General features: G+C 38.4%; 11 protein-coding genes, 5 tRNA genes and 1 pseudogene. 2 read left to right on the top strand and 15 right to left on the bottom strand.

The window, feature by feature from the left end:
- Positions 1-35: 35 nt before the first annotated feature.
- The 10 genes and pseudogenes from QS39_RS04510 to QS39_RS04465 form a co-directional block, all read right to left on the bottom strand.
- A complete protein-coding gene (locus tag QS39_RS04510; protein WP_033684815.1) occupies positions 36-1556 on the bottom strand; it encodes an ABC transporter permease/substrate-binding protein in 1521 nt (506 codons plus the stop codon).
- Positions 1549-2277: an ATP-binding cassette domain-containing protein gene (locus QS39_RS04505; protein WP_033679753.1), complete on the bottom strand. Its 729-nt coding sequence runs from the start codon at positions 2275-2277 to the stop codon at positions 1549-1551. The genes QS39_RS04510 and QS39_RS04505 overlap by 8 nt, the downstream gene beginning before the upstream one ends.
- A 13-nt stretch (positions 2278-2290) precedes the next feature.
- A pseudogene (locus tag QS39_RS10995) lies at positions 2291-2482 on the bottom strand (nuclear transport factor 2 family protein); the annotation flags it as partial.
- Positions 2483-2516: 34 nt separating this feature from the next.
- Positions 2517-2960 carry a MarR family winged helix-turn-helix transcriptional regulator gene (locus QS39_RS04500; protein WP_033676408.1) on the bottom strand — a complete coding sequence of 148 codons (444 nt, stop codon included), beginning with the start codon at positions 2958-2960 and terminating at the stop codon, positions 2517-2519.
- Between the two features lie 143 nt (positions 2961-3103).
- Complete coding sequence (locus QS39_RS04495; RefSeq protein ID WP_004242420.1) at positions 3104-4297, bottom strand: O-antigen ligase family protein; 1194 nt, start codon at positions 4295-4297, stop codon at positions 3104-3106.
- Between the two features lie 137 nt (positions 4298-4434).
- Positions 4435-5877, bottom strand: coding sequence for a sucrose phosphorylase (gtfA, locus tag QS39_RS04490; RefSeq protein ID WP_077804743.1), 1443 nt, complete (start codon positions 5875-5877; stop codon positions 4435-4437).
- Between the two features lie 319 nt (positions 5878-6196).
- Positions 6197-7030 carry a carbohydrate ABC transporter permease gene (locus tag QS39_RS04480; RefSeq protein ID WP_077804742.1) on the bottom strand — a complete coding sequence of 278 codons (834 nt, stop codon included), beginning with the start codon at positions 7028-7030 and terminating at the stop codon, positions 6197-6199.
- A 16-nt stretch (positions 7031-7046) separates the two neighbouring features.
- Positions 7047-7919 (bottom strand): carbohydrate ABC transporter permease, encoded by an 873-nt coding sequence (locus tag QS39_RS04475; RefSeq protein ID WP_001007686.1) that lies wholly within the window; start codon positions 7917-7919, stop codon positions 7047-7049.
- An 18-nt stretch (positions 7920-7937) separates the two neighbouring features.
- Positions 7938-9188, bottom strand: a complete 1251-nt coding sequence (locus QS39_RS04470) for an extracellular solute-binding protein (protein WP_077804741.1) — start codon at positions 9186-9188, stop codon at positions 7938-7940.
- A 34-nt stretch (positions 9189-9222) separates the two neighbouring features.
- Entirely contained in the window at positions 9223-11385 is a 2163-nt protein-coding gene (locus QS39_RS04465) for an alpha-galactosidase (protein ID WP_077804740.1), read from the bottom strand.
- 107 nt (positions 11386-11492) lie between these two features.
- Here QS39_RS04465 and QS39_RS04460 point away from each other — a divergent pair, with 107 nt between their 5' ends.
- The gene (locus tag QS39_RS04460; RefSeq protein ID WP_077804739.1) at positions 11493-12353 is read left to right on the top strand and encodes an AraC family transcriptional regulator; all 861 of its coding nucleotides are present in this window, start codon (positions 11493-11495) and stop codon (positions 12351-12353) included.
- Positions 12350-13285 carry a bifunctional biotin--[acetyl-CoA-carboxylase] ligase/biotin operon repressor BirA gene (gene birA / locus QS39_RS04455; protein ID WP_077804738.1) on the top strand — a complete coding sequence of 312 codons (936 nt, stop codon included), beginning with the start codon at positions 12350-12352 and terminating at the stop codon, positions 13283-13285. The genes QS39_RS04460 and birA overlap by 4 nt, the downstream gene beginning before the upstream one ends.
- Positions 13286-13472: 187 nt before the next feature.
- Here the strand turns inward: birA and QS39_RS04450 are convergent.
- From QS39_RS04450 to QS39_RS04430, 5 genes are all read right to left on the bottom strand, one after another.
- Positions 13473-13560, bottom strand: a tRNA-Ser gene (locus QS39_RS04450).
- A gap of 6 nt (positions 13561-13566) precedes the next feature.
- Positions 13567-13640 (bottom strand) — tRNA-Ile (locus QS39_RS04445).
- Positions 13641-13674: 34 nt separating this feature from the next.
- Positions 13675-13745 (bottom strand) — tRNA-Gly (locus QS39_RS04440).
- Between the two features lie 20 nt (positions 13746-13765).
- Positions 13766-13838, bottom strand: a tRNA-Phe gene (locus tag QS39_RS04435).
- A gap of 3 nt (positions 13839-13841) precedes the next feature.
- Positions 13842-13915 (bottom strand) — tRNA-Met (locus QS39_RS04430).
- Positions 13916-13918 lie beyond the last annotated feature (3 nt).

The following is a 13918-nucleotide window of genomic DNA, read 5'->3' as shown; positions in this document are numbered from 1 at the left end:
GGTCGTTTAACAAAGTTGAGTTTGACATTTTCAAACTATTTCTTCAACAAACCTTGTTCTTGTAGAAACTCCTTGGCTACTTGTTCTGCTGACTTGCCTTCAACACCGACTTGGTAGTTGAGCTGGCTCATCTGGCTTTCAGTAATTTTACCAGCCAATTTATTGAGAACTGTTTCCAACTCTGGATGTTTCTTGAGGAGAGCTTCTTTCATTAGTGGAGCCCCTTGATAAGGTGGGAAGAGTTGCTTGTCATCTTCCAAAACCTGTAAATCGTAACGTGCCAATTCCGCATCAGTCGAATAGGCATCCGTGATTTGAATATCGCCCGACTGAATAGCCTGATAGCGAAGAGCTGGCTCCATAGTCGCTACATTGAGATTGAGACCGTACATTGATTGCAAGCCCTTATTTCCATCTTCACGGTCATTAAACTCGAGTGTAAAGCCTGCCTTCAACTGCCCTTCCACTTTTTTCAAGTCCGAAATGGTCTTCAAGCCATATTCTTGAGCAATCTTTTTCGGAACAGCTACAGCATAGGTATTTTGATAAGACATGGGTTTGAGATAGGCTAGATGATCCTGTTTAGCAATACCATCACGCGCCACCTGATAAACCTGCTCTGGCTCATGACTCACTTTAGGTGATGGCTGAAGTAAACTTTCAGTCACCGTACCAGTAAATTCAGGATAAATGTCAATATCTCCCTTTTTCAGAGCTTCATAGAGGAAGCTTGTTTTCCCAAAATTTGGTTTAACAGTCGCAGTCATACTGGTATTTTCTTCAATCAGCAACTTATACATATTGGCCAAAATTTCTGGTTCCGGTCCCAATTTCCCAGCAATAACCAAGTTTTCTTTCTCTTTTTGAGCCAAGAGAGCTGGGCTATAAGACAGACCGAGCAATATGGTCACCAAGGCAAAACCAGAAAAAATCGTCCGCAATTTTGCTTTTTCCATCACTTTTAGTAAGAAGTTAAAGGCAATAGCCAGCACTGCAGAAGAAAGGGCCCCAATCAAAATCAGACTGGCATTATTACGGTCAATTCCCAAAAGGATAAAGGAACCCAGCCCCCCTGCACCAATCAAGGCAGCCAAGGTTGCCGTACCGATAATTAAGACCGCTGCCGTCCGAATCCCAGACATCATAACAGGCATAGCAAGTGGAATTTCAAACTTCTTGAGACGCTCCCACCTAGTCATCCCAAAGGCAATCCCAGCCTCCTGCAGACTCGGATCAATTCCCTTGAGTCCAGTGATGGTATTTTGTAAAATCGGAAAAATCGCATAAATCACTAGAGCTGTCAAAGCTGGCAAGGTTCCAATTCCCATCAAGGGGATAAAGAGCCCTAACAAGGCCAGTGACGGGATAGTCTGGAAAATCCCTGCAATCTGCAAGACCCAGTCGGCCAACTTCTCATGATAGCGAAGATAGACAGCCAAGGGAATCGCGATAAAGATAGCTAGCAACAAGGTCAAAAGCGACAACTGCAAATGTTGAGATAGAGCTGTCAACCAATCACTAAAACGATCTTGAAAAGTTGCAATTAAATTAGTCATGAACACTACCTCCAAACAAGTCTGCTACAAAGTCTGTGGCAGGCGCTTTTAAAATTGTCTCGGGATTCGCTACCTGGCGAATCTCCCCATCCTGTAAAACAGCAATACGGTCCGCCAATTTCAAAGCTTCATCCGTATCATGGGTCACAAAAATCGTTGTCATCCCAAACTCTTTATGCAATTCTTTAGTCAGAACCTGCAACTGTTTTCTCGAAATAGCATCAAGAGCCGAAAAAGGCTCATCCATGAGGAGAATCTTAGGCTGACCAATCATAGCACGAACAATACCGACCCGTTGCTGTTCTCCACCAGATAATTCATTAGGAAGTCGATGTCCATACTCAGCTGCTGGTAAACCAACCTTTGCCAAAAGCTCTTCTGTTTTCTGAGCAATTTCTTCCTTAGTCCAACCCTTCATCTCAGGAATCAGGGCAATATTTTCCGCAACCGTTAGATTTGGAAAGAGAGCAATGGCCTGTAAAACATAACCAGTAGAAAGACGAAGTTCACGCTCATCATAGTCTTTGATGCGCTTGCCATCCATATAAATATTTCCATCAGTTGGTTCCAAAAGACGGTTAATCATCTTGATCATGGTCGTCTTACCGGACCCAGATGGCCCAACTAAAACCATAAATTCCCCATTCTCAATCCGTAAATTAACATCTCTCAAGACATCTTTTTCTGTGTAACGTAAAGCTACATTTTTGTATTCAATCATTCTTTGTCCTCATTTAAAACTTCCCTCGATTGGTCAAGTCTTCTACCTTAGGCATGACTTCCTTATTGTCCCAATGCTCCACAATTTTCCCGTTTTCTAGACGGAAGATATCGTACTGGGCATAGGCAACTCAACCAATCCGATTCTGACCATAGCTAACCACATAGTTTCCTTGTCCTAAGAGCTGGAAAACAAAGTCAAAAGTGGCCTTTACTTATAAACAGCTAATTTGCTCCATTTTAAGCCTCATTTTCCTCCTCTTTCAGATTAGCCAAAATTCTTTCTTGAAAGGCTTCAAACTGACGAATTTCTTCCTCTGAAAACCCTTTGTAAAAGATCGTATCCAATTTCTGACTGACACGATGCCCCACTTCTTTCTGGGACTGCCCCAAATCTGTTAAAACTAAATACTTCTTACGCTTGTCTTCTCCGCATGGACTAACAGTTACAAGATTTTGTTCCTCTAATTTTTTTATCATCGTCGTCAGTGTATTATTAGCAAGACCAGTCGCAAGCGCAATATCTGTCGCAGTTGCACAGCCAGTTTCACTATTCCATAAAACCGCTAAAATCTTGCCCTGCTCACTCCGATAAAGAGCTTCAGGGTCTTGGCTAAGTAACTTTTGAAAAATCCGCCCATTCAACAAACGAATATGATGGGCTACCAAATGACTATCTTTCATGACACCTCCTTTTATTTCTACATCGAAACGAATAAAGTAATTGTAACACTCGCCATTCCATCTGTCAACTATTTCGATTTGGAAATAATTTTTCCCAGTAAAAAAACTTCTACCCAAGGTAGAAGATTTCAATCTTATAAAACTTAATCCGTCATGTCAGATACCAAGGTTCGATGCTCCAATGGAACACTGCACATAACTAATAAGAAAATAAAACCTGACTGAATCCAGAAGAGGGCCAAGTCAAAGATTCCGTGTACAGCAACCACTGTAAGGAAAGACAGATAAAGACCGATAATCGGGCGTTTCCCCGACTCCTGACTCATATCCATCATCAAGCGAACAGGAGCAACAGAAGACAAAACTAATAAAATAGTCCCCACAATTCCGTAACTCAGAATCGTATCGATATATAGACTGTGAGCATGTTCATGATAAGGAGCATTTATCCGAGGATACGAGTGCATGTAGGTCAATGGCCCTTCACCCCAGAAAGGATTTTGCTTAAATAAGGCCATCCCAGCATCCCAGATAGAAATTCGTTCTTCCATAGAAGAGTCTAAAGTCCCCATCCGAACTCCTAAATCACTGGAAAAGAGGAAACTCAAGCCAATCGCAAAGACCCCAATACTAAGCCAAAAGGCCTTCCAGTTTTTAATGGTCGTAAAGAGATAAATAATGGCTCCAGCTATAATAGCAGGAAAGGCAGTTCGATTTTGCGTAAAGTTCAAACCAAAGAGATTCACAAAGCCTGCAAACACACAGAATACTTTCAACCAATTCAACTTGGTCGTTGTAAACAGATAGAAGGCGATCATGATACAGAAACAACAAATAATTCCATAATAATTAGGATTAAAGAAGGTCACTTCTGCACGATTCTGATGCCACACCTGCATATTGGGTGAAAGAAAAGCATAGTTGAATTTCTTCACAATTTGGAAATGTTCTAAACTCGCAAAAGCAGCTGACAAGACGCTACCAAACAAGACGAGCTGCAAAATCAATCGAAAGAATTTATGTGATAAAATCGACTGATAATGCAAAAAGAAAACAGTAAATAGAAAAATTCCTACTGAAGCCACAACTCCCATCCAATTTTGTGCAAAAACGGATATAACAGTACTATAGCCAAGAAAAAGAAGCAGCATCGGATGCTCCCCCATTTTCTGAAGAATACTTTTCATGTCTCCTGTGAAAATTAAACTGATAATATATAAACAGAATACAACTACAAAAAGATAAAAGGGTAAAAAGATACTCAGGATAATTCCCAATAAAATCAGCTCTTTACTAGACAACCCTTTCAGCTTTTCAATAAAGCCTATTGATTTCAAAATGAATCCTTTCTCTCCAAATCAGTTGATTCAGATAATAGTAAGCTATCCTATATTGTACCACTTTTTTAGCAATTTGAAAACAAAGGAAACGTTTTCTAAAATAAAAACCCTATTTTATCAACCATATCAAGACTTCAAAATGTTACTTCAATTCCGTTCTCAATTACCCGATAAGTCTGATTTTGCAAATCAATTTCTGCTACTGCTGTTACGGACTTATCTTTATTTTGACGTTTGATTACAATGCTGTGGGCTGTTGGTGTCTCTATCTCAATAGTCCCTTCTAGATCAAAGGCTTCTGAACGGTTTCGGAAAGAAAATAGATTGAGAAGGGCCTTCACCACAGGGCGTTGGACTTCTTCTGCTATTTCCTCATTGCTATAGTAATGACGATTAATATTTCGACCTTCTTTAGTTTCTTCTAATAATTTCAAATCATTCTTGCCTGCTAATAGACCTACATAGTAAACCTGAGGAATGCCTGGGGCAAATGCTTGAATTAAGCGTGCAAGAAAATACTTAACATCATCATCTCCAAGCGCAGAATAATAGGTTGAATTGATTTGGTAGATATCTAAATTGTTATACTCGGCACTGGAGTACTTACGTTTGACATTAGCTCCAACCTTATAGAGTTCATTTGAAGCATAGTCAATCTCCTCATCGGTTAGGATATCCTTGACATCTACTACTCCAATCCCATCATGGGTATCTAGCGTCGTAAATTGCTTCATCGGGCTCATCTTTAACCACTTAGTCAAGCGCTCTATTCTGGAACTGTAAAGAGTATAAAGTGTTACCATTGGAAGAGCAAAATCGTAAACGTAGTAATCATGGTCCGCTATTTTAAACTGAATCGAATAATGTTCATGAATCTCAGGTAAGAGCTCTGTCCCATACTCAGCAGCGATATCTCGAACTTTGTCCAATAAATCCCAAATATCTGGTTCTACAAAGAAATCATTAGTATCCAATTTCTTCACTGCATAAGCAAAGGCATCTAGACGAATCAAATTACACCCATTACTTGCCAAGTGCTGAATGGTCTTACGGATAAATTCCATCGTTACTTTTTTGGTCACATCAAGATCAATCTGCTCCTCACCAAAGGTATTCCACAAATGTTCCACTGACCCATTTTCAAACACAATCTCTTGCTTTGGTGCACGATACTTACGCTTGTAAATTAAATCTACATCAGACTGTGTCGGACGGTTTTCTGGCCAAAACTTATCCCAGTTTAAAAAGAGATCTTTAAATTCACTGGCTTCATGTTTTTCTTGATAGTCCTTATAATACTTGGATTGACGAGAAATATGATTAATCATAAAGTCAAACATAAGATAATATTTCTCACCTAAACGCTTAACATCCTCCCAATCACCAAAAACTGAATCCACTTCGTCGTAGTCAACTGGCGCAAATCCACGATCACCTGTTGATGGGAAAAATGGTAGAAGGTGAACTCCCCCAATAGCATCTCCAAAATGCTCTTCCAAATTCTCATATAAGTCTTTAAGATTATTTCCAAGACTATCTGAATAGGTAATCAACATAGTTTTATTCTGAATTGGCATCATTACTCTCCTTTTTCTAATTGAAGCCAAGTCTCATATGACCTGGCTTCGTAAATCAAATTCATGTTATACTCTTCGAAAATCTCTTCAAACCACGTCAGCTTTATCTGCAACCTCAAAGCTGTGCTTTGAGCAACCTGCGGCTAGCTTCCTAGTTTGCTCTTTGATTTTCATTGAGTATTAAATCTCTGTTTATCATCAAACTAGTACTAATATAGACTGTGATAAACTAAGTACTACTTTCTTGTTTTCTACATAGAATTATCAACAAGTTGAACCCTTCCTCTGTGTCAAAGACTATAGATTCCATGAGTTCTTCTTACTTCACTGCTCCGTTGCTCATGCCTGAAATAATATGTTTTTGGAAGATGAGGTAGACGACAGTAATTGTTACAATTCCCACAATATAGGATGCAAAACTTGGCCCATAGTCATTAAAATACTGACCTTGGTAGTTGTACTGGAAGAGAGGCAGAGTCCACATTTTGGAATCCTTATTCAGAATCAACAGTGGCAACATAAAGTCATTCCAGAACCAGAGAGCATTGATAATCAAAGTTGTAGCATGCATTTGTTTCAGCATTGGAAAGATGATTCGACGGTAAGTTGTAAATCGATCAGCCCCATCAATTTCCGCAGCTTCATCCAAACTATCCGGTACACTGATTTTTATATAACCAACATACAAGAAGAGAGTCTGTGGAATAGCATAAGTTAGATAAAGTAGTACCAACCCCCACATATTTGCCAGGCCGAGTTTGCTCATCATAACTGTGATAGGAATCATAATCACCTGAAATGGAACAAATATCCCTAAGATCAAGAGCGAATACATAATTGCAAAGGCTTTTTTCTTGGACATATTTCGAGCAATGGAATAGGCTGCAGCTGGTATAAAGAAGGCTACTACAATCAATGATAACACCGTAATAACAGCAGAATTCCAGAAATAGCCTCCAATCCCATCCGAAACCAATCGTTCATAATTACTTAACGTAAAAGGATTGGGCAAACCAAAGAAATGATTCATGATATCCTTGGTTGTCTTGAAGGAACTAAAAACCGTTACCAACAAAGGAACAAGTATGAGAATACCACCTACTATCAAGAGGACATACTTCCAAAACTGATTCAATTTTTCTTCTTTTTTCATGTGTAAGACTCCCCTATTAGATTTCAAATTTCTTTGATAGTTTGATTTGGATAAGAGAAACAATTCCAATAATTAAGAATAAAATCAAGGCAATTGCATTCGCATATCCATATTGATTACTCTTGAAGGCATAGTTGTAGACTAAAAGACCAAGAGACGTTGTAGCATTATTTGGGCCACCACTCGTCAAGGCAAAAATTTGGTCAAAGGCAGTCAAACCAGACTTAAGAGCTAGGATAAAAACCATAGAAATCGTTGGCAACAAATATGGTAATTCAATCTTCCAAAAAGTTTGTTTGCTTGTTGCACCATCAATTGATGCTGCCTCCAAAATATCAGATGGAATACTCTGAAGACCAGCAAGAAAGAGAATAATTGGCATTGCTACTCCTTGCCATAGAAGAACAAAAATAGTTGCCACTACCGCTCCGATTGGTGTTCCTAATAGACTTTCTTGTAAAAAACTAATCCCTAAAATTTTTCCAATCGTTGGAAGACCATAGTTGAAGAATTGTTTAAAAATCAAGGAAACTGTCAAACCAGACAAAACTGCTGGGAAAAAGAACCATGCTCTAAAGAAGGTCTGCCCTTTCATCTTAGAATTTAAGGCTCGAGCCACAACCATCCCAATTGTAATCTCTCCAATAATCAATGCCAGGGTTAAAATCAAAGTAAAAGCAATGGCTGTGAAGAATTTCCCATCAATCATCAGCAATTTGTAGTTATTCAGACCGACAAATTTATAATTATAGGTCAATCCAGTCCAGTTAGTCAAACTATAGAAAGCACCTTGTACCATCGGAAAGTAAAAGAAGATAGCTTGTAATGCAAGCGGGATGAGCAAAAAAGTCCAACCCCAGTATTTATTTAAAAATTTTCGAATAGCCATATCATCTTAACTCCTATTCTAGTCCAAATCTGCCTTCATTGGATTAAAGAAAGCATTGAGATTGTTTGCCATATTTTTCAGATTTTTATCCATCAAGTAACCTGCACTTAGATTGAAAAAATCTTCTTCAGAATTCCAGTGTTGGCCCAACCAAACATAATGTTTATCCGTAAATGCTAGTTTAGAAATCTCTGCAAGTGCTGAATCTTCTTTTTCCTGTACACCTTTCACCGCAACTGGTGATCCATCCACATCATAATATGCTTGCATAGCTTTTGGACTAGTCATATAGCTGATAAATTCTTCGCTTTCTTTAGGATGTTTGGTAGTAGCTGAAGTTGATAATGCCATGTCCCCTGCACCAACAGTGACTTCTTTTCCTACTTCTTCTCCTGGGAAGGCAAACATTCCCACATCAAATTTTGGATCCTGTTGATTAATTGCCGCTAATGCCCATGATCCTTGTGGCATCATCAAGGCTTTTTCATTCGAGAATGCTACCACCGCATCATTATAAGAGGCACCACGCCATCCATCTTGAGCATTGTCTGCCAACAAATCTAGTCGTTCTGCATCTGCTTTTAAAATAGCATCATCTGCAGAAATAGCATTTGGTTTTGAAAAGCGAAGATAGTTATTAGCTGCGTCTCCACTGCCTGTAATAGTAATGAGAGAAAGTTGGTGATAACCGTTTAATGTCCATCCTTCGTTGCCTGCAACTGCAAACGGAGAATTCCCACTATCTTTTATCTTTTTAACAATCTCTTGAAACTCTTTAAAAGTCTTCGGTTCCTCAAGTCCTAATTCTTTAAACTTTGTTTTATTGTAATAGATTCCATAAAGGTTAGCAGTTAAAGGTACACTATAAATCTTGTTATTGATTGCATACTTTTCTGCATAGTCATTCTTAATATTCTCAAGATAAGATTTCCCTGTCATATCTGCAAAGTAACCTGCTTTTGCCCACTCCTGAAAATCCATATTTTGAGGATAGATATTAACAATATCTGGAACATCTCCTGATAAAATCCGAGTCTTCAGAACAATGCCAGCTGCCGGAACAGTCGTCAGTTTTACATCAATAGTAGGATGATCCTTTTCAAAATTATCTACAATTTTTTGCAAAGTATCCGCCATTTCGGTCTTCTGGTTAAAAAATTCAATCGTTACCTTTCCATCAGTCGATTGATTATTCTGACCACAAGCTGCTAGGCCTAGTAAACTAGCCCCAGCGACTAAAAGAAAACCTGCTTTCTTATACCATTTCATTGAAAAGCCTCCTTTATAAATTTATACACCTTTATTATAGTCTTCTAAAAATATACTGTCTACTCAAAAAATCTCCTTGGGATAAAATAACAGTTAAACCCGCATACATTAGTTCTGCACCTGAGTAAACTTCGCCATTTTCCTGTAATTCATATAGTCCCACTTCATCCAAATCTTTTAACTTTAAAGTTGTTTCCATGGTCTCTACAACTGACAAAACGCGAACGTAGGTTACAATCGTTTGATTTTTGTAATTAAATTGTACAGCTGCTTCATTGGATGCAGTATCAGGATTAATTAGTCTATACTGTTGTCCTAACTGAACTACTGGTCGTAATTCTTTATACAAGTTCACCTGATTAGCAATCTCAGCTTTCTCTTCAGCTGATAAACTTGTCAAATCAAGCTCAAATCCCAAATTTCCCATCATTGCTACATGACCACGTGTTTCTAATGGTGTCGTTCGCCCCATCTGATGATTCGGTACTGCTGACACATGAACCCCCATAGAAATGGTTGGATAGAGATAGGATGAACCGTATTGAATTGGTAAACGTGCAATAGCATCAGTATTATCACTAGCCCAGACTTGTGGGAAATAACGCATCATACCAAGATCATTTCGTCCACCACCACCAGAGCAGGACTCAAAGAGAATATGGCTGTGCTTTTCTGTCAGATAAGAAACGAGTTCGTAAAGCCCCAACATGTACTGATGAGATTGCATCTGTGTTTCTAGATAAGTAAAGCCATTTCCTAGGTTAGTCATATTACGATTCATATCCCATTTAATGTAATCAATCTCATGATAAGATAGGAGTTCATCTAATACATTTTTCAAGTATTCTACTACCTGAGGATTGGCAAGATTAAGTACTAATTGATTTCTAGAATAGGTATGCTCATAGCCAGGAACCTGAATGGCCCAGTCAGGATATTGACGATACAAGTCGCTATCAACAGAAATCATCTCAGGTTCTAACCAAAGTCCAAACTGCAAACCTCTGTCATGGATTGCTGAAATCAGACTTTCTAGACTTCCACCCAGTTTTTTCTCATTAACAACCCAATCACCTAAAGCACGATTATCATCAAAGCGATTGCCAAACCAACCATCATCTAATACAAAAAGCTCAATTCCAACTTTCTTAGCTTCATCAGCTAGCTCTAACAGCTTTTCTCTCTGAAAGTCAAAGTAAGTAGCTTCCCAGTTATTGATTAGAATTGGACGTTCTTTTTTAGAAAATTTACTTGGCATAATGTGCTTCAGTACAAAATTCTGACTTTCATGACTAACACCAGTTAATCCCTCATCTGAATAGGTCACTAAAGCTACCGGTGTTTCAAAGTATTCCTCAGGGTCTAACTTCCAAGAAAAGTTTTCCGGATTAATCCCAATAGCCAGCCGAACTTCATTCAATTGATTCTTTTGAACAAAAGCTTCAAAGTTTCCACTATACATTAGTTGAATAGCAAACACATTCCCTGCATCCTCTGTGATTCCTTGATCACATAGTAGAAGAGCTGGTGTTTGAGCATGCCCAGAAGCTCCACGGTTCGAACTAATCGAAAAGATTCCTTGTTCTACCTGTTGACGTCTGACAGTCTTTTCACGAGCATAAGCTCCCTGAAGAGTTACGATTTCGTAAGCTGCAGCAGGGAAATCAGCCATAAAAGAAAAGTCCTTATGGATGATAACTTCCTGATTACTATTATTCTCCAATTTGCTGTAACTAGCAATTGTCGCATCATTATCAAAAGCAGTATAATACAAAGTCAGACTAAGTTGAGCCTTAGAATCTTCTAACATTAAGACAAGAGTCTCTGTATCATCCACGCTGTGTGGAGAAGGTAAGCCCTGTGGACCATTCTGACCTTTTAAAATCTTTGCTTCTACAAATCGAAAATCTGTTACTTCAGTTGCATCATGCTGAATCTGTATAGTTGGTTGCCTAAAATCTCCTAAGCCATGTTGTCCAAAAATCTGACGTTGCGTATCCAAACTAAAGGTTCGATTAGTAGCTGTTGGATTTCCTGAAAAGGCATGGTCTCGTTCATAAACACTATTGGAACCTTTATAGTTCTTAATAGTCTTTCCTAAATGTTTCAAAAGTAAGTAGCCATTTCGATTTTCAATAATCAAACTTAGATTTTTACTCTCAACATAAAATAGATTATTCTCTATCCTAACTCCCATTTACTTCACCTCATCACTTTATTGACTCTATTTTATCATCTGAAATCGCTTTCTAAAATAGAAAAATGTCTCAAGAATATGGTAAAATGTTAGGTAGGAGGTAGCACATGTTAGTTTTTTCAGAATACCAGACTGGAACAATCGACCTTTCCCTAAGCTTTTATGGATATGAGGAATGCACACCAAATTACTCTTTTGGTCCAGCCATTCGTGATACATACGTTCTACATTACATTAGTAAAGGACAAGGAAAATTTCATTACAAGGGTAAAATTGTTGATTTAAAAGAAGGAGATTTCTTTCTATTAAAACCAGATGAACTAACCTTTTATCAAGCAGATAGTAAAGAACCTTGGGCCTACTACTGGTTAGGAATCACTGGAGGGAAAGCTCCTGACTATTTTGCTCTTTCTCAAATTTCTGATCAATCCTATCTCATCCAATCTGAAACTTGTCATACCCAGACTACTGCAAAACTCATCTCAGACATTGTCCGCTTCGCTCAGATTACCAAATCAAATGAATTAGCTCAACTCCATATCATGGGACAACTCCATGAACTGATGTTTCATCTGGGAACTATTGCTCCCAATCAGAAGAAAAAGAATATTTCATTGACCCACCAACTCTATCTTGAATGCAAAAGATTAATTGATAGCCACTATCCTCAATCACTTACAATTCAAGATTTAGCAAAAGAACTATCCGTTCACAGAAGCTACTTATCAAGCGTATTCAAAGAATTTAACACCTTATCCCCAAAAGAATACCTACTATACGTTCGAATGTATCGAGCTAAACAACTCCTCGAAAATACCCAAGAGTCAATCAAGGTAATAGCATACTCGGTAGGCTTTTCAGATCCACTACATTTTTCTAAAGCTTATAAACAATACTTTAATCAGACTCCAAGTCAAACAAGAAAAGAATATTCTCAACACCAACTAGTGAGAAAGGAAACACTATGAAATCCTACCAAGCCGTCTACCAAATTCTAGCTAAAGAAATCGATTATATCAGCGGAGAAAAAATTGCAGAAGAACTATCACTAACTCGAACATCAATTTGGAAAGCCATCAAGCGTTTAGAACAAGAAGGCATTGAAATTGATAGTATCAAAAACAAAGGCTATAAACTGGTGAATGGAGACCTTATTCTTCCAGAACTTCTAGAACAAAATCTTCCAATTAAAATCAGTTTTAAACACGAAACAAGATCAACACAACTCGATGCAAAAGAAGCAATTGATTTAGGGAATGAAGCAAACACCCTCTATCTAGCTTCCTATCAAACAGCAGGTCGAGGTCGATTTCAACGTTCTTTCTACTCACCCCAAGGTGGCATTTATATGACACTCCATCTTAAACCAAATCTCCCCTACGACAAATTACCCTCCTACACACTACTTGTAGCCGGAGCTGTCTACAAAGCCATTAAGAACCTAACTTTAATAGATGTCGACATAAAATGGGTCAATGATATCTACCTAAACAATCATAAAATTGGAGGAATTCTCACTGAAGCAATGACCTCTGTAGAAACAGGCCTAGTCACAGATATCATTATTGGAGTAGGAATCAACTTTACTATTAATGATTTCCCACAAGAATTAAAAGAAAAAGCTGCTAGCTTATTTAAAACTACAGCTCCAATAACAAGGAATGAATTAATCATAGAAATCTGGCGTGCTTTCTTCGAAACACCAGCAGAGGAGCTATTATACCTATATAAAAAACAGTCATTCGTTCTTGGAAAAGAAGTTACTTTCACACTAGATCAAAAAGACTACAAGGGACTTGCCAAAGACATCTCAGAAAATGGAAAACTTTTAATTCAATGTGATAACGGAAAAGAAATCTGGCTAAATAGTGGCGAAATTTCTCTCAATAGTTGGAAGTAGTAATAAACTAGCACAACCATAAAATCAACAATATATAAAGATTTTAGCTTTTCTGCAGCCCACTACAGTTGACAAAGAGCGCAAAAAAACTTCAGATAAGTAATCCAATTAAGTTTTACAAATCTGAAGTTTTTATTCTACTATTCTTAAAAATACAAAAAAAGAGAGTTATAAACTCTCAATAAAACGGAGAATAAGGGATTCGAACCCTTGCGCCAGTTACCCGACCTAACGATTTAGCAAACCGTCCTCTTCAGCCTCTTGAGTAATTCTCCAATTAATGGGCACGAGTGGACTCGAACCACCGACCTCACGCTTATCAGGCGTGCGCTCTAACCACCTGAGCTACGCGCCCAAGTTAAAAACTTGGTAATTTGAACAAAGTTCAAAGCGGGTGACGAGAATCGAACTCGCAACAACAGCTTGGAAGGCTGTAGTTTTACCACTAAACTACACCCGCATACATACTATAAGTAAAAATGGCGCGAGACGGAATCGAACCGCCGACACATGGAGCTTCAATCCATTGCTCTACCAACTGAGCTACCGAGCCTTATTGCGGGAGCAGGATTTGAACCTACGACCTTCGGGTTATGAGCCCGACGAGCTACCGAGCTGCTCCATCCCGCGTTA

This window comes from Streptococcus mitis (assembly GCF_002005545.1).
GTDB lineage: Bacteria > Bacillota > Bacilli > Lactobacillales > Streptococcaceae > Streptococcus > Streptococcus mitis_I.
This window is presented reverse-complemented; position numbering and strand designations above follow the sequence as displayed.

Bases quoted from the DNA above. Each gene is read 5' to 3' on its own strand.
- QS39_RS04510 (WP_033684815.1), bottom strand. From the start codon at position 1,556: ATGACTAATTTAATTGCAACTTTTCAAGATCGTTTTAGTGATTGGTTG.
- QS39_RS04505 (WP_033679753.1), bottom strand. From the start codon at position 2,277: ATGATTGAATACAAAAATGTAGCTTTACGTTACACAGAAAAAGATGTC.
- QS39_RS04500 (WP_033676408.1), bottom strand. From the start codon at position 2,960: ATGAAAGATAGTCATTTGGTAGCCCATCATATTCGTTTGTTGAATGGG.
- gtfA (WP_077804743.1), bottom strand. From the start codon at position 5,877: ATGCCAATTCAGAATAAAACTATGTTGATTACCTATTCAGATAGTCTT.
- QS39_RS04480 (WP_077804742.1), bottom strand. From the start codon at position 7,030: ATGAAAAAAGAAGAAAAATTGAATCAGTTTTGGAAGTATGTCCTCTTG.
- QS39_RS04475 (WP_001007686.1), bottom strand. From the start codon at position 7,919: ATGGCTATTCGAAAATTTTTAAATAAATACTGGGGTTGGACTTTTTTG.
- QS39_RS04470 (WP_077804741.1), bottom strand. From the start codon at position 9,188: ATGAAATGGTATAAGAAAGCAGGTTTTCTTTTAGTCGCTGGGGCTAGT.
- QS39_RS04465 (WP_077804740.1), bottom strand. From the start codon at position 11,385: ATGGGAGTTAGGATAGAGAATAATCTATTTTATGTTGAGAGTAAAAAT.
- QS39_RS04460 (WP_077804739.1), top strand. From the start codon at position 11,493: ATGTTAGTTTTTTCAGAATACCAGACTGGAACAATCGACCTTTCCCTA.
- birA (WP_077804738.1), top strand. From the start codon at position 12,350: ATGAAATCCTACCAAGCCGTCTACCAAATTCTAGCTAAAGAAATCGAT.